This is a genomic window from Sorangium sp. So ce295, from assembly GCF_051527405.1.
Classification (GTDB): domain Bacteria; phylum Myxococcota_A; class Polyangia; order Polyangiales; family Polyangiaceae; genus Sorangium; species Sorangium cellulosum_B.
Genome location: NZ_CP150324.1, coordinates 12,110,646 through 12,132,359 on the forward strand (window position 1 = coordinate 12,110,646; position 21,714 = coordinate 12,132,359).

8 protein-coding genes are annotated in these 21,714 nt (G+C 70.8%); 6 read left to right on the forward strand and 2 right to left on the reverse strand.

The features are described 5' to 3' along the window. Nucleotides 1-19 precede the first annotated feature (19 nt). From WMF11_RS45830 to WMF11_RS45840, 3 genes are all read left to right on the forward strand, one after another. Nucleotides 20-8,590, forward strand: a complete 8,571-nt coding sequence (locus tag WMF11_RS45830; protein WP_437975238.1) for an amino acid adenylation domain-containing protein — start codon at nt 20-22, stop codon at nt 8,588-8,590. 64 nt (nt 8,591-8,654) lie between these two features. Further along, the gene (locus tag WMF11_RS45835; RefSeq protein ID WP_437905375.1) at nt 8,655-10,082 is read left to right on the forward strand and encodes an aspartate aminotransferase family protein; all 1,428 of its coding nucleotides are present in this window, start codon (nt 8,655-8,657) and stop codon (nt 10,080-10,082) included. Nucleotides 10,083-10,106: 24 nt separating this feature from the next. Then, entirely contained in the window at nt 10,107-11,120 is a 1,014-nt protein-coding gene (locus WMF11_RS45840) for a TauD/TfdA family dioxygenase (RefSeq protein WP_437975239.1), read from the forward strand. Here the strand turns inward: WMF11_RS45840 and mxcH (WMF11_RS45845) are convergent. Further along, a complete protein-coding gene (mxcH, locus tag WMF11_RS45845) occupies nt 11,117-13,336 on the reverse strand; it encodes a TonB-dependent siderophore myxochelin receptor MxcH (RefSeq protein ID WP_437975240.1) in 2,220 nt (739 codons plus the stop codon). The two genes, WMF11_RS45840 and mxcH (WMF11_RS45845), sit on opposite strands and share 4 nt — an antisense overlap. 242 nt (nt 13,337-13,578) lie before the next feature. After that, on the reverse strand, nt 13,579-14,847 hold the full coding sequence (locus tag WMF11_RS45850) for a hypothetical protein (protein WP_437975241.1): 1,269 nt from the start codon (nt 14,845-14,847) through the stop codon (nt 13,579-13,581). Between the two features lie 256 nt (nt 14,848-15,103). On the opposite strand from WMF11_RS45850, the gene WMF11_RS45855 reads away from it, so the two are divergent. The 3 genes from WMF11_RS45855 to WMF11_RS45865 all read left to right on the forward strand — a co-directional run bounded on the left by WMF11_RS45855 (nt 15,104) and on the right by WMF11_RS45865 (nt 21,691). Then, nucleotides 15,104-17,488 carry a penicillin acylase family protein gene (locus tag WMF11_RS45855; RefSeq protein ID WP_437975242.1) on the forward strand — a complete coding sequence of 795 codons (2,385 nt, stop codon included), beginning with the start codon at nt 15,104-15,106 and terminating at the stop codon, nt 17,486-17,488. A gap of 235 nt (nt 17,489-17,723) precedes the next feature. Next, nucleotides 17,724-20,354, forward strand: coding sequence for a TonB-dependent siderophore myxochelin receptor MxcH (gene mxcH, locus WMF11_RS45860; RefSeq protein ID WP_437975243.1), 2,631 nt, complete (start codon nt 17,724-17,726; stop codon nt 20,352-20,354). 50 nt (nt 20,355-20,404) lie between these two features. Beyond that, on the forward strand, nt 20,405-21,691 hold the full coding sequence (locus tag WMF11_RS45865; RefSeq protein ID WP_437975244.1) for a hypothetical protein: 1,287 nt from the start codon (nt 20,405-20,407) through the stop codon (nt 21,689-21,691). Nucleotides 21,692-21,714: the final 23 nt, after the last annotated feature.

The following is a 21,714-nucleotide window of genomic DNA, read 5'->3' on the forward strand; positions in this document are numbered from 1 at the left end:
CTCGTTGATAGGTCGTGCCATGCGTAACAAGAAGAACGTTCAAGCCATCTATCCGCTGACTCCCTTGCAGCAGGGCATGCTGCTCCACGCGCTGGAGGCGCCGCCCGGGGGCGACCCGTACCTCCTCCAGCTCTGCTTTCACCTGCGAGGGCGCCTCGACCGGGAGGCCTTCGCGCGCGCGTGGGGCCAGGTGGCGGCGCGCCACGACGCCCTGCGGAGCGACGTGGAGTGGCAGAAGACGAGAGAGCCTGTCCAGATCGTCTACCGCGAGACGCAGCCCGTGGTCCGCGCGGTGGCGTGGAGCGCGGCCCCGGCCGACGACGCGCCGGCGCGGCTCGCCTCCTTCCTGCGCGAGGAGCGCGCGCGCGGGTTCGACCTCGCCCGGTCGGCGGATCTACGCCTGACGCTCATCGAGCTCGGCCCGGAGGAGCACGCCTTCGTGTGGGAGCTCCACCACATCCTCCTGGACGGCTGGAGCGTCGCCAACGTCCTCGGCGAGGTGCTCGCGCACTATCGGGCGGACTCGAGGGGCGAGCGCTCGCCGCTCTCGATCGCGCCTCCGTACGCCAGCTACGTGAAATGGCTGAAGGAGCGAGATCACGGCGCCGCCGAGCGGTTCTTTCGCAGCGCGCTCGCCGGGTACGATCGGCCGATCGAGTTCCCCGGCCGCCCGGGGCCGCGGCAGGAGAGCTCGGCCCGGTTCGCCGAGCAACGCGTGGTCCTCGAGCGCGAGGAGTCCGAGCGGCTGCGCGCGGCGACCCGCGACTGGAAGGTGACGCTCAACACGTACTTCCAGGGGGTGTGGGCGCTCCTCGTCAAGGCGTGTACCGGGAGCGATGATATCGTGTTCGGCGCGACGGTCTCCGGCCGGCCGCCGGAGATCGGGGGTGTCGATCGGATGGCGGGGATGTTCATCAACACCCTCCCGGTCCGGGTGAAGATCAACCCCGCGGAGCGGGCGCTCGGATGGCTGCGCCGGATCCAGGCCTACAGCGGCGAGCTGCGGCAGTTCGAGCACTCGAGCCTGGCGAGGATCGGCGCCGACCGGGGCCGGGAGAGCCCGCTCTTCGAGTCCATCGTGGTGTTCGAGAACTACCCGGTCGCCACGGTGCTCGACGGGCTCTCGGATCTCGGGCTGCGGGTGTCCGTCCTCAAGCCGGAGGAGTCGGCCTCGGGCGACGTGATCTTCAATCGAGGCCGGAACAGCTATCCTCTGACGCTGGTGGTCGCCCCGGGCGATCGCATCGAGGTAGCCCTCTCCTATCACTGCGACCGGGTGAGCCACGAGGCCGCCCGGACGATGCTGCGGCGCTTCCGGGATCTCTCCGCCGAGCTGCTGCGCGACGCCGAGGCGCCGCTCTCGTCGCTCGGGCGGGCGCCTCACGCGGGCGCGGCGGACACCCCCGCAGGCGGCGCCGCCGAGGCGGCTCCCCGCGTGCAAGGCGGCGTGCACGAGCTGTTCGCGCGTGCCGCGGCGCAGAGGCCGAGCGCGGTGGCGGTGAAGGTGGAGCGCGATGCGCTGAGCTACGGAGAGCTGGAGCGGCGGGCGAACCGGCTGTCGAGCTACCTGAGGAGCCGTGGGGTCGGCGCGGAGTCGCGGGTGGGGCTGTGGCTGCCGCGGAGCACGGGGCTCCTGGTGGGGCTCGTGGGCGTGCTGAAGAGCGGCGCGGCGTACGTGCCGCTGGATCCGAAGCAGCCGGAGGCGCGGCTGCGGGAGATGGTGCAGGACAGCGGGGCGCGGGTGGTGCTGGGCGAGGAGAGCGCGAGACGGGCGCTCTCCGGGCTGGACGTGGAGGTGATCACGCCGGCCGAGGCGGAGAGGATGGCGCCGGCCGAGGGGGAGAAGAGCGCGCCGGTGAGGGCGGAGCAGGCGGCGTATGTGATCTACACGTCGGGCTCGACGGGCCGGCCGAAGGGCGTTGTGGTGACGCACCGAGGCGTTGTGAGCTACGTGGAGGCGCTGCTGTCGCGGCTGTCGCTGCCCGAGGAGGCGAGCCTTGCGATGGTGTCGACGATCGCGGCGGACCTCGGCAACACGGTGCTGTTTGGAGCGCTGTGCTCGGGTCGGACGCTGCACCTGCTGTCGGACGAGCGGGTGTTCGATCCGGACGCGATGGCGGAGCTGATGCACGCGGAGGGGGTGGACGTGCTGAAGATCGTGCCGAGCCACCTGAAGGGGCTGCTTCAGTCGTCGCATCCGGAGCGGGTGCTTCCGCGGCACACGCTGATCCTGGGGGGAGAGGCGACGTCGTGGGAGCTATTGGAGCAGATCCGGCGTCACGGGAGCTGCCGTGTTGTGAACCATTATGGCCCGACCGAGACGACGGTGGGTGTGTTGACGCACGAGCACCGGCCGGAGCAGCCTTTGGCGAGCGCGACGCTGCCGCTGGGCAAGCCGCTGTCGAACAGCCGAGTCTACGTGCTCGGCAGCGATCTGCAGCCAATGCCGAGCGGCGTGCCCGGAGAGGTCTATATCGGCGGGCAGGGCGTGGCGCGCGGCTACCTCGGCCGCGCGGATCTGACCGCGGACCGGTTCATCCCGGACCCGTTCGGCGAGGCGGGGGAGCGGCTGTATCGCACGGGGGACCGAGCGAAGTACCTTGAGGACGGGAGCATCGAGTTCCTGGGCCGGGTGGACGAGCAGGTCAAGGTGCGCGGCTACCGCATCGAGCTGGGCGAGGTGCGTGCGGCGCTGCTGTCGCTGGCCGAGGTGTCGGACGCGCAGGTGCTTGTGCAGGAGGGGCAGGCGGGGAACGCGCGGCTTGTCGCGTACGTGATCGGGAAGGACGGAGCTCGGGACGGCGCGGCGCTGGAGCCGCGGCTCCGCGAGCGACTGCCGGATTACATGGTCCCTGGCGACTACGTCTTTCTGGACGCCTTCCCGCTGACGCCGAACGGCAAGCTCGACCGCAAGGCGCTGCCGGCGCCGGCAAAGGCAGAACCCGCGCAGGACGTGGCGCCGCGCACGGAGACGGAGAAGAAGCTCGCCGCGATCTGGTGCGAGGTGCTCAAGCGCGAGCGCATCGGCGTCCACGACAACTTCTTCAAGCTGGGAGGGGACTCGATCCTGACGCTCCAGGTGGTCGCGCGGGCGAGGAGGGCGGGCATCAAGCTCACCCCCAAGCAGATGTTCGCGAACCAGACGCTCGCGGAGGCGGCGAGCGCCGCTCAGCCGCTCGCCCTCGCGCGGGAGCCGAAGGACGAGGCCGCGGCGGGCGACGTGGAGCTCACACCCATCCAGCGGTGGTTCTTCGAGCAGGAGTTCCCGGCGGCGCATCACTGGAATCAGTCCGTCCTCCTCGAGGTGACCGCGCGGCTGGACGTCGCGCTGCTGGACAGGGCGCTCCAGGCGATCGTCCAGCACCACGACGCGCTGAGGATGCGTTTCCGAAAAGAGGGCGGCCGCTGGAGGCAGCGGTACGGTGAGGGGGCGCCGTCGGGCCTCGTCCGGCACGTCGACCTGAGCGCGGAGGTGGACGTCGCGGCGGCGATCGAGCGTGTGGCCGGCGAGGCGCAGCGCAGCCTGGATCTCGCCGAGGGGCCGCTCCTCCGCGCGGTGGCCATGGATCTGGGGAGCGGGCAGAACGGGCGCTTGCTGCTCGCCGTCCACCACCTCGTCGTGGACGGGGTCTCCTGGCGCATCCTGCTGGAGGACCTGCGGACCGCGTATCGCCAGCTCGAGGCGGGCGCGCAGGTGGCGTTGCCGGCCAGGAGCAGCTCGTTCCAGCAGTGGTCGCGGGCGCTCCGCGATCACGCGGGCAGCGATGGGATCCAGCAGGACCTCGCCCGCTGGCGGAGCGCCGTCGAGGCGCCGGAGCCGGAGCTCCCGGCGGCGAACCCGCGCGGGCGAAACACGGTCGCCACGGCGCGGACCGTCCACGTCGAGCTCGACGAGGCGGAGACGGCGCGGCTCCTGGCCGACGCCTCGCGGGCGTACCGCACCCAGATCGGCGATCTGCTGCTGACCGCGCTCGCCCAGGCGCTCTGCGCGTGGTCCGAGCGCGACAGCGTGCTCGTCGAGCTGGAGGGGCACGGGCGAGAGGACCTCTTCGACAGCCTCGACGTCACGCGCACGGTGGGGTGGTTCACGACGCTGTACCCGGTGCGGCTGGCCCCGGACCCGCGCGACATGGGGCGATCGATCAAGGCGATCAAGGAGCAGCTCCGGCAGGTGCCGGGCAAGGGACTCAGCTACGGCGTGCTCCGGTATCTCCATCCCGCCGGGGAGGCGCTCGCCCGAGGCGCGCGGCCGCTCGTGACCTTCAATTACCTGGGCCAGTTCGATCAGGTCTTCGAGGGAGACGGCCTGTTCGCGGTGGCGCGCGAGTCGGCCGGCGCGTCGCGCGCGCCGGACAGCGCGCGCCGCGCGTGGCTCGACGTGAACGCCCTGATCCACGGCGGCCGGCTCAGGGTCGAGCTGGTCTACAGCGCCGAGATCCACGGGGCCGCCGAGATGGCGCGGCTCTCGGAGCTCTACGTCACGCGCCTCCGCGCCCTCATCGAACACTGCTGCTCGCCCGGCGCCGGCGGGGCGACGCCCTCCGACTTCCCGCTCGTGCGCGCGTCGCAGGCCGCGCTCGACGCGCTCGGCCTCGACTATGGGAGCGTCGAGGACATCTATCCCATGACCCCGATGCAGCAGGGGCTGATGCTCCACTCGATGCTCGGGGCCGGCACGGGCATCTATCATCTGCAGCACCTCTACCGCGTGAGCAAGCCGGTTCATCTGCGTGCGTTCAGCGAGGCGTGGAATCGCATCGCCGCGCGGCACCCGGTCCTCCGGACGGCGTTCTTCCTCACCGAGGAGGCCGGGGCGATCCAGGTCGTCTATCGGGACGAGGGCCCGGTGTGCGAGCACCTGGACTTTCGAGGGCTCGACGAGGAGGCGCAGAGGGCGGCGCTCGACAGGCTCCTTCAGGAAGAGCTCCGGGCCGGGTTCGACCTGTCGAAGCCGAGGTCGTTCAAGACCCGGCTCATCCGGCTCCGCGACGACGAGAGCTGGTTCGTGAGCAGCTACCATCACATCCTGATGGACGCCTGGTGCAGCTCGCTCGTGATGCGGGATTTCCTCGCGTATTATCGCGCGCTGGTGGACGGGCGGGAGCCCGACCTGCCGCGCCTGCCGCCGTACAAGGCCTATGTCGAGTGGCTGCTCCGGCAGGACGCGGACGCGGCGCGGGCGTTCTGGAGGCAGGAGCTCAAGGGGTTCGAGCACCCGACGCCGCTCGGGTTCGTCGCCCTGTCGGACAAGGACGGCGTCGCAAACGACCGGGTCGCGGAGTGCTACGACTCCCTCGACGAGGACACCACGGCGCGACTCCATGCGATCGCGAAGCACGTCGGCGTCACACCGAACACCGTCGTCCAGGCGGCGTGGGCGCTCGTGCTCTCCCGCCACGCGGGCCTCGACGAAGCCGTGTTCGGCGTGACCGTGGCGGGGCGCCCGGTGGAGATCCAGGGCGCCGAGTCGATCGTGGGCCTCTTCATCCAGAGCATCCCGCTCCGGGTCCGCGTGAACGCGGAGGAGCGGGTATCGGACTGGCTCCGTGTGGTGTTCGACAAGAATGCGCAGATCCGGCAGCACGAGCACCTGCCGCTCACGGACATCCGCCTTTGCAGCGAGGTGCGCGGGGCCTCGCTCTTCCACAGCCTCTTCGTGTTCGAGAACGCGCCGGTCGACGCGGACGTGGTCACGCAAGCGGCGGATCTGGGCGCAGAGGGCATCGAGAACCGCACCCATACCAACTACCCCATCACGGTGACCCTCTATCCCTACCAGCGCTTCGGCCTGCACTTCTCCTACAACAGCGAGATCTTTCGGAAGGAGGAGATGGAGGTGCTCCTGCGGCACCTCCGGGTGGCGCTGGAGGGGCTCATCGATGGCGCCGACAAGCGGGTGGGGGACATCGCGATGCTGTGCGAGTCCGAGCGACGCATGCTCCTCGGCATCCAGCGGACAGAGGCGAATATCCCGCCTCCTTCGAGCTACGCGGCGCTCTTCGAGCGAATGGTGAAGGCCTCTCCCGGGCGGGTGGCGGCGCGGTGCGGCGACGCGGCGTGGAGCTACGCCGAGCTGAACGCGCGCGCCAACCGCATCGGCCGCGCGCTGGTCGAGGCGGGCGTGGGGCTGGACGACGTGGTCGCGGTGCTCGACGAGCGCGGGCTCGATCTCCTGGGCATGGTGCTCGGCGTCTTCAAGGCCGGCGCCGCGTACATCCCGCTCGATCCGCGCCATCCGGCGCAGCGGCTCGCGGACATCGTGTGGCTCGCCCGGCCGCGCGCCGTCCTCGTCGCCGAGGCGTTACGGCCGGCGCTGGAGCAGGCGCTCGCCCTCCTCCCCGGCGCGGATCGCCCGAGGATGCTCGGGCTCGACGCGATCTCGCGTGGCCCGTTCTCCGAGCAGGATCTCGGGATCCACAGCGGGCCGCGCAACCTCGCGTACGTCATCACCACCTCGGGGTCGACGGGGGCGCCCAAGGGCGCGATGGTCGAGCAGCGCGGGATGCTCAACAACCAGCGTAGCAAGATTCCCTATCTCGGTCTCACCGACAGCGACGTCATCGCCCAGACCGCATCCCAGTGCTTCGACATCTCCGTATGGCAGCTCCTGACCGCCCCGCTCTGCGGCGCGGTGGTGGACATCGTGCCGGACGCGATCGCGCACGACCCCGCCGCCCTGTTCGAGCACGTCGCGGCGCGCGGGATCACGGTGCTCGAGGTCGTCCCGAGCCTGCTCGGGAGCGCGCTCGCGGGCGGCGGTTTTCCGCCGTCGGAGCGGCTCCGCCTGCGCTGGCTGCTGTCGACGGGCGAGGCGCTGCCGCCGGACGTCGCGCAGCGATGGCTGGCTCGTTATCCAGGAGTCCCGCTCGTCAACGCCTATGGCCCTGCGGAGTGCTCGGACGACGTCTCGCTCCACACGCTGCGAGAACCGCCCGGCGCGCGGGACACCCATGTCCCTGTCGGCCTGCCGGTCGACGGCGCGCAGCTCTACATCGTGGACGCGCGCCTCGCGCTCGTGCCGGTGGGGGCGACCGGCGAGCTCTGCGTCGCCGGCGTCGGCGTCGGCCGCGGCTACCTCGCGGATCCCGCGAAGACAGCGGAGGTGTACCTCCCGAACCCGTTCAGCGCCGAGCCGGGCGACAGGCTCTATCGCACGGGCGACCTGGCGCGGTATCGCCCCGACGGCGTGATCGAGGTCGTCGGCCGGCGCGATCACCAGGTGAAGGTCCGCGGGTATCGCATCGAGCTCGGGGAGATCGAGGCGCGGCTGCTGGACCACCCGGGCGTGAAGGACGCTGTCGTCATGGCGCGGGAGGACGCGTCCGGGGAAAAGCGCCTCGTCGCGTACGTGGTGCCGGCGCAGCCGGAGCTCGCGCGCTCGGGGAGCGAGCCGCTCCGCGCGGCGCTGAAGGCGGCGCTGCCGGAGTACATGGTGCCGTCGCTCTACGTGTTCCTCGACGCGCTGCCGCTCACGCCAAACGGCAAGGTCGATCGCAAGGCGCTGCCCGAGCCCGACGGGAGCCAGCCGCGCGCGAGCTACGTCGCGCCCCGGAGCGAGCTCGAGCGGACGCTCGCGCAGATCTGGTCCGAGGTGCTCCGCGTCGAGCGCGTGGGCGCCCACGACAACTTCTTCGAGCTGGGCGGCCACTCGCTGCTCGCGGTGCGGATGATGCAGGCGCTCGGCCGCGCCCTGGGCGAGCCGCAGCCGCTCGCGCTCGTGTTCCAGCACCAGACGATCGCCGAGCTCGCGGAGGCGATCGGCCGCCGGGGGAGGCGCGACCCGCTGGAGACGCTGGTCCCGATGCGCACCGGCGGCGCGAAGAGCCCCCTCTATTGCGTGCATCCCGCGGGAGGCCACGTGATCCGCTACCGCCCGCTCGTCGAGCGCTTCACCGGGGTACGCCCCGTGTACGGGATCCAGGCGAGAGCTTTCACCATGGAGGACTGGGTCGATGAATCCGTCGCGTCGATGGCGGAGCATTACGCCGACGAGATCACGCGGTCGCTGCGCGGCGGCGTCGTGAACCTCCTTGGCCACTCGTTCGGCGGCGTGGTGGCGATCGAGGTCGCGCGCGCGTGCGCGGAGCGCGGCCTCGAGATAGGCTTCCTCGGGCTCATCGACGCGACGGCCCTCCTGCCGCCGGAAGCGCAGCCGGACGGGCCTTCCGCGGCGCCGCCCGGCGCGGGGGCGCTCGATGACATGTCCCGATGGATCGAGGCCTCCGCGCTGCGGCGGAAGTGGCGCCGGCTGCTCGACGCCGCGGACGAGGGCGCGCGCGCGTGGATGGCGCGCCGGTTCGTGGCGCAGGGCCTGTCTGGCAAGCGGCTCGACTGGGCAGAGGAGAGCGAGCTCTTCAACGTCGTCAACACGCACAGGTTGATGCAGGGCTACGCGCTGCGCCCGGTCGTCTTCCCGGTTCACCTGTGGTGGGCGAGCGCGTCGGTCGGCGCGGACGGCCGGCGCCTCGCCCGCGGCGGGGCGCTCTCCAATCTCACGGTCGCGTCCTCGGTCGTCGTCGAGGGCGATCACGACAGCATTCTTCTCGACGAGCGCCTGCGAGAGTCCGTCTTCGCGGCGATGGGCGATTGACGATCAGTCGTGTTGAACAAGGTGTTTTCGGCGGGGGTCAAGTTTTCGCTTGGCGAGGTGTTCTATGCGTCCCGGTATTGAAACGAGCTCCACTCAGGGTGCTGCCTCCGTGGCGACACCGCTCACGTTCACGTCGACCTACTCGTTCGGCGACAACGACCTTCTGGCGAGGCAGAGCGCGCGGGAGTCGAACGCGCGGAGCTACCCAAGGCGGATCCCGCTCGCGCTGAGGCGCGCCCGTGGCATCTACGTCGAGGACGTCGAAGGGCGGGTGTTCCTCGACTGCCTGGCCTGCGCCGGCACGCTGGCGCTCGGCCACAACCACCCGGTGATCGTCGAGGCGATCCAGCGCGCGCTGCGCGACGAGCTGCCGATGCAGACGCTGGATCTCACGACGCCGGTGAAAGATCAGTTCATCGACGACCTGTTCTCGATGCTCCCCGAGGAGTTTGCGCGCCACGCGAGGATCCAGTTCTGCGGCCCCACGGGCACGGACGCTGTCGAGGCGGCGCTGAAGCTGGTGAGGACGGCGACGGGCCGCAGCACGATGCTCGCGTTCCACGGCGCGTACCACGGGATGTCGCTCGGGTCGCTGAGCCTCATGGGGAACCTCGGCCCGAAGCGGGCGCTCGGCGGCGCGCAGACGGGGGTGCAGTTCCTGCCCTATCCCTACGACTACCGGTGCCCGTTCGGCATCGGCGGCGAGCAGGGCGCGGCGGCCGGCCTTCATTACATCCGCAACATGCTCCAGGATCCCGAGAGCGGCGTGCTGCCGCCCGCGGGGCTGATCCTGGAGCCGGTGCAGGGGGAAGGAGGGGTGATCCCTGCCTCGGAGTCGTGGCTGCGGGAGATCCGGACGATCACGCGGGACGCCGGGGTGCCGCTGATCCTCGATGAGGTCCAGACCGGCTTTGGCCGGACCGGGAAGTTCTTTGCTTTCCAGCACGCGGACATCCTCCCTGACGTGCTGGTGCTCTCCAAGGCGGTCGGCGGCAGCCTGCCGCTCTCCGTGGTGGTGTATCACGAGTCGCTCGATCGCTGGCAGCCCGGCGCGCACGCCGGCACGTTCCGGGGCAATCAGCTCGCGATGGCGGCGGGCTCGGCCGCGATGCGCTTCATCCGCTCGGAGCGCCTCGATCTGCACGCGGAGGCGATGGGCTCCCGGCTGAAGGGCCACCTGGTGAAGCTCCAGAAGCAGCACCCCTGCATCGGCGACGTCCGCGGTCGAGGGCTGATGCTCGGCGTGGAGATCGTGGACAGCGCCGGCCGGCCCGACGAGCGGGGCGCTCGCCCGGCGCACCCGAAGCTCGCGTCGGCCATCCAGCACGCGTGCCTGAAGCGCGGCTTGATCCTCGAGATCGGCGGTCGTCACGGCAGCACCGTCCGCCTCCTGCCGCCGCTCATCATCACGGAGGCGGAGGTCGATCGCGTCGCGGAGATCATGGCGGCGGCGATCCGCGCCGCCGTCGAGTCGTTGGATCGGGTGGCCTGAACGGTGACAAAGGGCGACGCCGCTATGGATATCTCATCTCTCCCCGAGTGGACCCTGAGCCCGGTCAAGCACGTGCAGCCCGGCGACGATCTCTCTTTCCCGCTCCTCGTGCGTCCCGAGCGCGAGGGCACGGATCTGATCGCCTGGCTGGAGGTGCACCGTCCCGAGGTGGACCGCGCGCTCTCGACGCACGGCGCCGTCCTGCTGAGGGGGTTCCGCGTCCCTGACGAGGCGGCGTTCGAGCGCGCCGCGCGGGCGCTCTGCAGCGCTCTGGAGCCCCGTTATGGCGATCTGGTCAAGCGCGAGAGCGCCGAGTTCATCTACGACGCGACCTGGTACCCGAAGGACCGAGCCATCCTGTTTCACAACGAGGGAGCGCACACCCCGGAGCTCCCCACGCGCCAGCTCTTCTTCTGCGGGCGCGCGGATTTCACCGGAGGTGAGACGCCCATCGTCGACTGCCGTCGCCTGTACCGCGCTCTCGGCCCGGCGTTCGTGCGGCCCTTCGAGTCGAAGGGGCTTCTTTACGTGCGCAACTTCATCCGGGGCGTCGACGTACGCTGGCAGGATTTCTTCCGCACCGACGATCGTTCCGTGGTGGAGCAGCGGTGCCGCGCGCAGGGCGTCGAGTGGACGTGGAAGAAGGACGGCTCTCTTCGCATCGCGACGCGCGCCCCGGCGGTGATCCGCCATCCGGGCACGGGTGAGCCGAGCTTCTTCAACCAGGTGTTGCTGCACCACGTCTCCTGCCTCGACGCGAAGACGGCCGCGGCGCTCAGGGCCGTGCTCGCGCCCCAGGATCTGCCGCGCAACGTCTGCTTCGGAGACGGCAGCCCGATCCCCGACGAGACCATCATGGAGGTGCTGAAGGTGACGGTGCAAACCGCCGTCCGTTTCACCTGGCGTCTGGGCGACATCGCGCTGCTCGACAACCTCGCGACGGCCCACGCCCGCAGCCCCTTCGAGGGCGATCGTCAGATCCTCGTCGCGGTCGGCGACATCGTCTCGCAGCGGTCGCTGCGACCAGGTGGAGCCTAGAGCTCCGCCGTCGCCTTGAAGTAAAACGCCCGCCCCGGCCGAGGCACCCCGAAAAAATCGAACGCCGGCGCGTCCGTCAGGTTCTGCACCTCCAGCGTCGCGCTCACGCTGGGAGCCGCGCGAAGCATGTATTCCAGCGCGAGCGAGTGCACAACCTGCGAGTCGACCTTGTCCTTCGACGCCGGGTCGCCCGCGTCCTCCCATGCGACGTAGAACTCGTGCGCATAACGAGCCGTCCAGGTCAGCGCGATCCGGTCGTTCACCGTGCTCACGTCCGGCAGCTCCAGCCGCACCGACGCATTGCCGAACAGCCAGGGGCGGTTCGGCATCCGGCTCCCCTTGAACAGCGCGAAGTCCCCCTGCTCCGACGTGTTCCGGAGGTCCATCCAGGTGACGTTCCCGTCGATCGCGATGTACTCCCCCGGCGCCGTCCAGCCCGCGGCCGCCTCGACCCCGAGCGACCGCACCGCCGAGATGTTCTGGTACCTCGTATAGACCCGCTGGCTCACGAGCAGCGCGCTCATGTGCTCCGTGTCCCGCAAGAACCCGCTCACGTCTCCGCGGAAGGCCCCGGCGCGCGTGTCTCGCGCGTCCACCGTCGCGCTCAGGTTCAGGTTGTGGCTCCTGTCCGGCCGGAGCTCCAGGTTCGGGCGGATGAGCACCCCGTTGCCGAAGATCTCGTCGGGCCGCGGGAGCCGCGACGCGTACTCGTACGACGCCTTGGCCCAGAGCCAGTCCGTGAAGCGGAAGCGCAGCGCGTCCCCGAAGCCCACCCCGTGCGTCGTCCGGTCGAGCTCCTCGTCGCCCGCGAGCTCGGACGCCGCGTGATAGAGGTAGTCCTTGACGAACACGATGTTCTCGAGGCGCCGGTCCATCACGTCGAGCTGGTGCTCGAGGCCGCTCACCAGCGTGAACAGCGCGCGCCGGGCCGACAGCGGATCGATCGAGTCCGGGTTGACCCGCCGCCTCTCCTCGCCTGTCCGCGCCACGAACGTCGGCGACATCGAGAGGCGCAGCGTGTGCTGGAGCGACGGCGTGTAGCTCGCGTTCACCCGACCGATGATCTGGTGCTCCCAGCTCCGCGTGTCGCTCTTCCACGCCCCGATCTCTCCGCCGCCGTCCTTCCTCTCCGCAACGCGGCGGCCGAACCAGTCGTACGTGTACGGTGAGGTGTCCGTGAACCTCAGGGTCCGGAAGCTGTATCCCCCGAGCGCCGCGAGCGACAGCCTTCGTATCAGCCAGTGGGGCCGCTGGTAGCGCAGCGTCCCGCCGGCCACGGTCTCGCCGTACTCGACCTCGCCATAGGGATACACCCCATCGGCGTCCACCTTGCCGAGCGTGTGCTGGAGCTCCTTGGCGTAGTCCGTGGCGAAGAGCCGCAGGAGGAGCCGCTTCGCCCACGGCTGGTCCACGAAGCCGAGCTCGAGGTTCCCGCCGATCGCGCGGTAGGCGTCGTTGAAGCGGTGGACGCGGGCGGTCCGGGGCCTGCCGCTCTGCCGGTCTGCCACGGGGGCGTCCATCGCGTAATCGTTCTTCGCCGCGTCGAGGAAGCCGCTCGCACCGACGAAGAAGCCGCTCGGCTCGATCCGCCGCCTGCCCATCGCGGTGAGCCGGTACGTATCGAACGAGCCGACCTCGTACGACGCGGCGGCGCGCGTGCCGCGGTAGGACTGATCCGTCGCCAGGTTGACCACCCCACCGAGCGCGTCCGCGCCGAAGCGGGTCGGGACCACGCCACGGTAGATCTCGACGCGCTCGACCAGGTTCACGGGGATGTTCGCGATCCCCTGGCCGAACCCGGAGAACTCGAGCGGGACTCCATCGACGAAGAACCGGATCTGATCGTCGACGAGCCCGTTCAACGAAAAGCGCGTCTGCGAGCCGAGCCCACCGGATCGCCGCGCGCTCACGCCGGCCTTCCGGCCGAGCACCTCGCCGAGATCCGCGCTCTCGCGCTGCGCGCGATCGGTGCCGAACGCCTCGACGGGCTCCGCCGACTGGCGCAGGCGATCCGCCTCGGAGTCGCCCTTGACCATGACCTCGATCGCGGGCGCGGCTTGCGCGTCGGCCACGGGCGCGGCTTGCGCCTCGGCCACGGGCGCCTCGGCCTGCCCCTCAGCCGTCGGCGCGGGGGCCTCCTGCGCGAAGGCAGCGGGGGTGACGGCGAACAGCAGCGCCCCTCCGAGCGTACTCCAGTCCTTGCGTGCTCTCTTCATGTCCATGCTCGTCCGGGCGGTGCCTGTCCGCGCCCTCGGCCCGCGCTTCCGGGCCCTGGCGCGGCGCGCTGCCCTCCGCCGCCAGCGAAGAGCGCCGCTCAAAACCTCCCGTCGCCAGGCGGCCGAGAGGAGGCGCATCGCGTCGTTGCTCTGCGTCGCCCCACGTCAGCAGGGCGCCTCGTCACGCCTGGCGCTGCATCCGCTCCTGGCCGCCCGGCCAGGTCCGGTTCTGCTCGGCCCTCTTAGCGCATGCGCGCCATCAACTCCACCATGCCCTCGACGCTGATCGTCGGGACCGGATCGCTCCCGCCCGTCATCTCCATGAGCGTCGTCGTGGAGGCGCCCGTCGCCTTGTCCTGCACGTTGGCCGGGTGGAACACGCGCCCGTCCTCGAGCTGGAAATACCACTCTCCCGCCACTATCCACGGCAGCGTGGTCACCTCGCGCGCCTCCCCGGCCTCCGGGTCGAAGTGCCAGTAATGCCAGTTGCTCTCGAGCGACGCGTTCTGGAGCTCCTTCGGGTCCGTGCTCATCACCCGCTCCTCGTGGAACGCCATGAAATAGAAGCCCTCGCCGCCGTCCGGGATACCGCCGTTCGCCGCGCGGCCGCCCGCGAGCGCCGACAGGTCGAGGTACCCGTCGGCGTCGATCTCGTCAGCTCCAGCGCGGATGCGCAGCGCGCACGAGGGCTTCGGCGTCGACGCCGTGTGCAGCTTCATCGTCGCGAGCCAGCTCTGGAAGAAGTAGATGTCCCCCGAGGCGAGCTCCACGCTCGTGAAGGCGCCTGCGCAGCGGTCGTCCTCATCGATCGTGACCACCTCGTCGCTGGCCGTATCGACGACCAGGAGTCCGGCGGCCTCCAGCGGCGCATAGTCCTGGTCCCACCAGCCCACCGGCAGCAGGAGGCGATCGCCCCGCCGGCGCGCCGCGAACGGCGCGCCGATGACCTCTGCCGAGTACCCCTCGCGCTCGAGGCCCGAGAGATCGATCTCGACGCCGGGCAGGGTCATCGCCGACGGATCCCACGCGATGGCGCGGAGGCCCGGCGCGTCGAAGACATACGCCTTCGTGTCGCTCACGATCGTGATGTTGTAACCATCCACACCGCGGAGCCCCAGCGCCGCGAAGCTGAGCGTCTCCCCGCGCGCGAGCTTCCCGCCGTCGAGCGTGTAGCGCGTGATGGTGGGTGAGCCGTTGCCTCCGGGCACGTAGAGCGCGCCGCCGTGCACGTGCGGAAAGGAGGTCTGCACCTCGATGCCCTTGCGCGTCTCGACCTGCGTCTCTGCGTCGAGGCCCGGCGCGACGCTCAGGTACGAGAGCGATGACTCCGGCGTCCTGATCTTCGCCGAGATGGCGTAGGCCGGGCCGTCCTCCCCGACGCTCCCGCCGGTCGCGCTCGGGCTATCACCGTCGTCGCCTCCGCACCCTGCGGTGGCCACCGCCGCCACGAGCGCTGCACTCCAGCCCGCAAGCCGCGCGGCCCACCGCATCTTCACGCACGTCGTCGACATCGATCCTGCTCCTTGCGCTCGGCGCACATTATCGCACCCTGGACGGGTTGAAAGTGAGAACCACTTTCAATTAGATTGCGCAGTTATCCCGGTCATGCGCCCTTGTCAACTGGCGAACGAGGATCTGCCTGGAGCCCTGGAAGTGGAAAATTCCGAGCAATTACGAGCTATTGAGACCATTCCGGGCGACGTCCCCGCGGCCGCGCCATCGTGCGCCGTCACACCACGCCCGCCGGCCCGTCGCTCGAGGCGCGCCATGAAGATCGTGCTGTTGCTCCTCGCGGCGCTCGGCGCGCTCGCCGTCGCGGGGCTCGTCTTCTTTCGCAGGTCGCTCCCGGAGGTCTCGGGAGACGTCACCGTCTCCGGGGTGTCGGGTCCTCTCGAACTCGTCCGCGACCGCCATGGGATTCCGCACATCTATGCGCAGAGCGTGGACGACGCGTATTTCGGCCTCGGCTACGTCCACGCGCAGGATCGGTCGTGGCAGATGGAGGTCAATCGCCGGGTCGGCTCGGGCACGCTGTCCGAGGTGTTCGGCCCGGAGGCGCTCGGGCAAGATCGATGGTTCAGGGCGCTGGGTCTCCGCCGCGTCGCCGAGGAGAACCTCGCTCACCTGGGCCGCGAGGCGCGCGCCGCCCTCGACGCCTACGCGCGCGGGGTCAACGCCTTTCTGGAGGAGGGGCGGCCGCTTCCGCCGGAGTTCGTCCTCTTCGGCGTGGAGCCGGCGCGCTGGACGCCGGCGGACTCCCTCGTGTGGCTCAAGGTCATGGCGTGGGGGCTGTCGGCGAACTGGGAGCGAGAGCTGCTCCGGGTGCGCCTCGGCGGCGCGCTCACGCCGCGGCAGGTCGCGGAGCTGCTCGCGCCGTACCCCGGCGACGCGCCTGTCCTCGTGCCGGCGCTGCCGGCGCTCCACGGCGCGCTCGGGCCGGCCGTCGGGGCGCTCCTTGCCGCGGTGCCGCTCCGGGGAGATCGCGCCGCCGGCTCGAACAACTGGGCGGTCGACGGCGCGCGGACCGAGAGCGGGAAGCCGCTGCTCGCCAACGACCCTCACCTCGATCTGACCGCGCCGTCGCTCTGGTACTTCGCGCACCTCAGCGCGCCGTCGCTGAACGTCATCGGCGCGACGTTGCCCGGCCTGCCGGCGGTGCTGCTCGGGCGCAACGACCGGGTCGCGTGGGCGTTCACCAACACCGAGTCCGACACGCAGGATCTCTTCATCGAGAAGCTCGTCCCTTCGGATCCGACGCATTACCTCACGCCGGACGGGCCGCGTCCGTTCACGACCGTCCGGGAGCCGATCAAGGTGAAGGGCAAGCCCGACGAGGTGCTCGAGATCCGCGTCAGCCGGCACGGACCCGTCGTCTCGGATGTGAGCGAGGCGGTGAAGCGGCTCGTGCCCGAGGGCCACGTGCTCTCGCTGAGCTGGGCCTCGCTGCGAGCCGACGACGCCACGTTCTCGTTCCCGGTGAAGGCCGCGCTGGCCCGGAGCGCCGCCGAGGTCCTCGAGGCGACGCGCGACTTCCACTCTCCTCAGCAGAACATCACCTTCGCCGACGTCGACGGAGAGATCGGCTTCATCGCCGCTGGCCGCGTCCCGATGCGCCGCGCCGACAACGACCTGAAGGGCCTCGTCCCGTCGCCAGGGTGGCTGGAGCAGTACGACTGGGCCGGCTTCGTCCCGTGGGAGGAGCTGCCGCGGTCGCGGAGCCCCGCGTCCGGACGCATCGTGACCGCCAACCACAAGGTGACGCCGCCCGGCTATCCGCACTGGATCACCTCCGAGTGGGATCACCCGTACCGCGCGGAGCGGATCACCGCGCTGCTCGACGCGACCGCGCGGCACTCGGTGCAGAGCTTCGCCGCGATCCAGATGGATGTTCGGAGCGGCACGGCCGAGCTGCTGCTCCCCGCGCTGCTCCGCGCCGCCAGCCCGACCGGCGAGGCGCAACGCGCGCTCCTCGATCGCCTGCGCGCGTGGGATCTGCAGATGCGCGCGGGCGCGGCCGAGCCGTTGATCTTCGCGGCCTGGCTGCGCGAGCTCTCCCGGCAGATCTACGAGGACGAGCTCGGCGACCTGTTCGGCCCGGCCTTTGGCGAGCGCCTCGCGTTCCTGCGCAATGTCCTGTCGGACGTGGACGGCCAGGCGCGCTGGTGCGACGACGTCCGGACCGAGCCGCGCGAGTCGTGCGACGAGGCGGCGGGCCGCGCGTTCCAGCGGGCCATTGCCTACCTCGAGGAGCGATATGGCGGCGACCCGGCAAGGTGGTCCTGGGGCGCGGCGCACCCCGCGCGCTCGCAGCACGCCGTGCTGGGCGGCGTGCCGGTGCTGTCGCGCTGGTTCGACGTGGAGGTGGCGAGCGCGGGCGACAACCACACGATCAACCTCGGCGGCTACTCGATAGGAGACGAGGATGGACCGTTCGTCAGCCGCTCGGGGCCGGGTTTCCGGGCGATCTACGATCTCGGGGACCCGGAGCGCTCGGTCTTCATGCTCTCGACCGGCCAGTCGGGCCACCCGCTGTCGCCGCGCTACCGGGACTTCGGCGAGCCGTGGGCGGCCGGCGAGCACGTGCCGATGGTGACGCGCCGGGACGCGGTGGAGCGCGACGCCCTCGGCACGCTGCGCCTCAGGCCGAGGTAGCGGAGACGAGGGTGGGGCCGGTGAGTCGATCTCACGGCGCCGCGTGGCCGGACGGGGATCGCGGCCCTCCCGCAGGTGGAACTGAAATTGATTTCTGCTTTCATTTCGGGTACTGGAGTTTTCTGACATGATCGCCAGCCACGTGCCCCGCCGCCCAGGTTCCGCGCTGGGCGCCTGGTCGAACGTGCGTGCTGGGGCGCGAAGGGCTGTCGCTCTTCGGGGCCCGACTGCAGGCGTGCTGGCCTTCCTGCTCTTCGGCGTGCAGGCGCCGGCGCGCGCGCAGGACGGCGCCCCGCCGGCGGGGCGCGCGGGGGATGGTCGTGACGCGGGCGGCGCGCCCGCGCCTGCTGCCGGCCCGACGGACAGCGAGCGTCCCCCGGCCGCCGGGGTCCCTGCCGTCGAGCCGCCGCGGCTCCTCGAGCGCGTCGAAGCCGAGGTTCCGGCGGAGGCGCGGGCGGCACGACGGGAGGGCACGGTCGTGCTGAGGCTCCTCATCGACGCGGAAGGTCGCGTGACCGAGGCCGAGGTCACGGCCTCGCTGGGTCACGGCCTCGACGAGGCGGCCCGGGCGGCGGCGCTCCAGTTCCGCTTCGCGCCGGCGCGCCGTGGCGCCACCGCGGTCGCCTCACGGATCCTCTACGGCTACGAGTTCCGGTTCGCGGAGGAGCCCCCGGCCGCGCCGCCGCCCGTCGCGGCGGGCGGAGCCGGGGTCCCCGAGGCGCGGCCGGTCCCTGCGGCGCCTCCGGTCCCTGCGGCGCCCCCGGTCTCGGCCGCGCCCCCGCCGGCCCAGGGGCCCCTCCAGGCGGCCGGCGCGGCGCCCGCCGAGGTGACCGTGCGCGGCGCCGCGATGGCCGAGCGCCTCCGGCAATCCGCGCAGGCGGTCACGGTCATCGAGACCGAGGAGGCGCAGCGCAGGACGGCCGACATGGGCGAGGTGCTCGCCCGCACCGCGGGCATCAGCGTGCGGCGGAGCGCGGGGCTCGGGTCGTGGGCGCGGTTCTCGCTGAACGGCCTCACGGAGGATCAGATCCGCTTCTTCCTCGACGGCGTGCCGCTCGATCTCGCGGGGTACCCGTTCGGCGTCACGAACGTGCCCGTGAACCTGGTCGAGCGCGTCGAGATCTACCGCGGCGTGGTCCCTGTGCGCTTCGGCGCCGACGCGCTGGGCGGGGCCGTCAACCTGGTCACGGATCGCGACGTCCGCGGCACCCATGGCGCGGCGTCCTACGAGATCGGCTCTTACGACACCCACCGGCTCACGCTCTCGGGGCGGCACCTGCACGAGCCGAGCGGCTTCTTCACCCGCGTGAGCGGCTTCTTCGACCATGCGAAGAACGACTACCCGGTGGACGTCCTGGTGCCGGACGCGAGCACCGGGCGCCTGCAGCCCACCCGCGTCTATCGCTTCCACGACGCCTACCGAGCCGCGGGCGGGAGCGCCGAGCTCGGCTTCGTGAACCGGCCCTGGGCGCGGCGGCTGCTCCTGCGCGCCTTCGTCACCGACGGTGACAAGGACCGGCAGCACAAGCCCGGCCATATGGACGTCCCCTATGGCGAGGTCACGCGCGGCGAGCTCTTGTCGGGCGCGACGCTCCAGTACGAGCAAGGGCTCGGCCGCGGCGTCGCCCTCGACGCGCTCGTCGGGTACACGCTCGGGCGCGGCACCTTCCTCGACGTCAGCGACTGCATCTACGACTGGTTCGGACGCTGCGTCCGCAAGCGCACCAGGCCAGGTGAGGAGCAGTCGCCCCCCCGGGATCAGGTCTTCTGGGAGCACAGCGGTCTCGGCCGCCTGAACCTCCGCTACCGGCCGCACCCGGAGCACGCATTGCAGCTCTCCTTGTCCCCGACGTACGTCTCGCGCACGGCAGAAGAGCGCAGGCCGGACAACCCCCAGGAGCGCGCTCGGCTCAGCGGGGAGCGCAGCCTGTTCACCTGCGTGTTCGGCGTCGAGCACCAGCTCAACCTGCTCGACGATCGCCTGGAGAACAGCCTCTTCGTGAAGGACTACGTGCAGCTGCTCCGCGCGAAGGAGCGCCTCCCGGGGCTCGACGAGCGCTTCGGCGGGCGGGATCGCGACACCCACCGCGTCGGCGTCGGCGACGGCCTCCGCTATCGCTTCTCCGAGCGGCTCTATGCCAAGGCGTCCTACGAGTGGGCGACGCGGCTCCCGCGGCCCGACGAGGTGTTCGGCGACGGGGCGATGATCGTCGCCAAGCTCGGTCTCTCGCCCGAGACGAGCCACAATGGAAACCTCGGCTTCACGATCGACGCGCGCGACACGCCTTCGGGCGCGTGGCGCCTCGACGCGAACGGCTTTCTCCGCGCGATCGACCGGCTCATCACGCTGGACAACCACACTCAGCCGGCCTCCTACGTGCAGGTCATGGGGGCCCGGTCGCTGGGGTTCGAGGCCGTCGCCGGCTGGACGTCGCCGGGAGAGCACATCGCCCTCGACGGCAACATCACCTATGAAGATTTTCGCAAGACGTCCGACGAGGGGAACTTCGTCGGCTCCGAGGGCGAGCGGATGCCGAACCGGCCGTGGCTCGTCGCCAACGGCTCGGCGCGCGTGCAGCTCCAGCGGCTCTTCGCGCCGCGCGACACGATCTCGCTCACCTGGGACACGCGCTATGTGCACGAGTTCTACGTCGGCTGGCCGAACGTCGGGCTGCTCGAGTCCAAGGCCAAGGTGCCTTCGCAGCTCCTGCACTCGCTCGCGCTGACCTACGTCGTGCGCGACGCGCCGCGCGTGGTGAGCTTCACCATCGAGGCTCACAACCTGACCGACGCGTGGGCCTCCGATTTTTACGGTGTCCAGCGGCCCGGGCGGACGCTCTCCTCCAAGGCGACGCTGGAGATGTGACGACGATGTCGAGGCGAACCGTCGCGCTCGCATGACAGGAGAAAGAGTGGATGAGAGTGATTCAGCGAAAGCGGCGGCCATCGAATCGCGCGAGCGCCACGGCCTTCGCGCTCGTGCTCTTGACCGGCGTGTCCGGTAGCGGCTGCGGCGACGACGAGACGTCGAACCCCGTCGATCAGAGCAGCAGCGGCGGCCAGGGCGGCGGCGGCCAGGGCGGCGATGACGGCGGCGACGCGTTCATCGTCGCCACGCGCATCTGGGACGACACCGCCACCAACTCTTACTATCACGTGGTGTCGTCGCTCGACGCCGCCACGGCGGTCGACCCGACCCAGGCGCTCGAGATCACCGGGGCGGCGAGGCTGTTCGCGTTCGAGGGAACGGGCTGGTTCGGCGTCGGTGGCGCCGAGTCGCCGACGATCTCGCGTTACACGCTCGATGATTCCAACAAGCTCGTCAAGGGAGACGCGATCAGCCTCCAGCCGTTCGGCGTGGAGAGCCTCTGGCCCACGAATTACGTCATCTCTCCGACGAAGGTCTACCATCCGGATCGCGCGGGCGAGCAGATCGTCGTGTGGAACCCCGCGACGATGGAGGTGGAAGGGACGATCCCGCTGCCGGACACGCACCGCGAGGGCTACCTGGCGCTGTACGGATACGGGTCTGTCCTGCGCGGCAAGACGCTCCTCTTCTCGGTGGGGTGGTTCGACTGGAACACGACCGACACCATCCTCCCGGAGACCGGGCTCGTCGCGATCGACACCGAGACGGACACCGTCGCGCGGTTCGACGTCGACGATCGGTGCGGCGGGATCTCGCAGTCCGTCGAGACGGCCTCCGGGGACGCCTACTTCGTGAGCTCGGCGCTCGGGGCAGCGGCCTATCGGCTCGATCGGCTGGAGACCGCGCCCTGCGCGCTGCGCGTCCTGAAAGACGCGGACGCCTTCGACCCCGAATTCCACCTGCTCCTGAGCGAGCTGGCGGACGGCGCGCTCGTGGGCGATCCCATCCCTGCGGGCGGGGACAGCCTCTTCCTCCGGGTGTTCGAAGCGAGCCTCGCCACGATCGAAGCGGAGACCAAGACGTTCGAGGTCACGGGCCAGCCGGCGTGGCACTGGTGGCGGTGGGACACCGCGGCGAACGAGGCGGCGCCGATCGGGGAGCTGGCCCCCTCGCCCGCGAACGTCTCCTTCTTCGAGGTCGACGGCCGGGTCTTCACGATCGATGAGGGGAGCGACTCCATGGACAGCACGCTGATCGAGCTCACGGCCGAGGGCGGCCCGAAGCTCGGCCTGAAGACGCCGGGGTACCTGCACGGGTTGGCGAAGGTGAGATGAGCTCGCGCGGGGCTCCGCGCGAC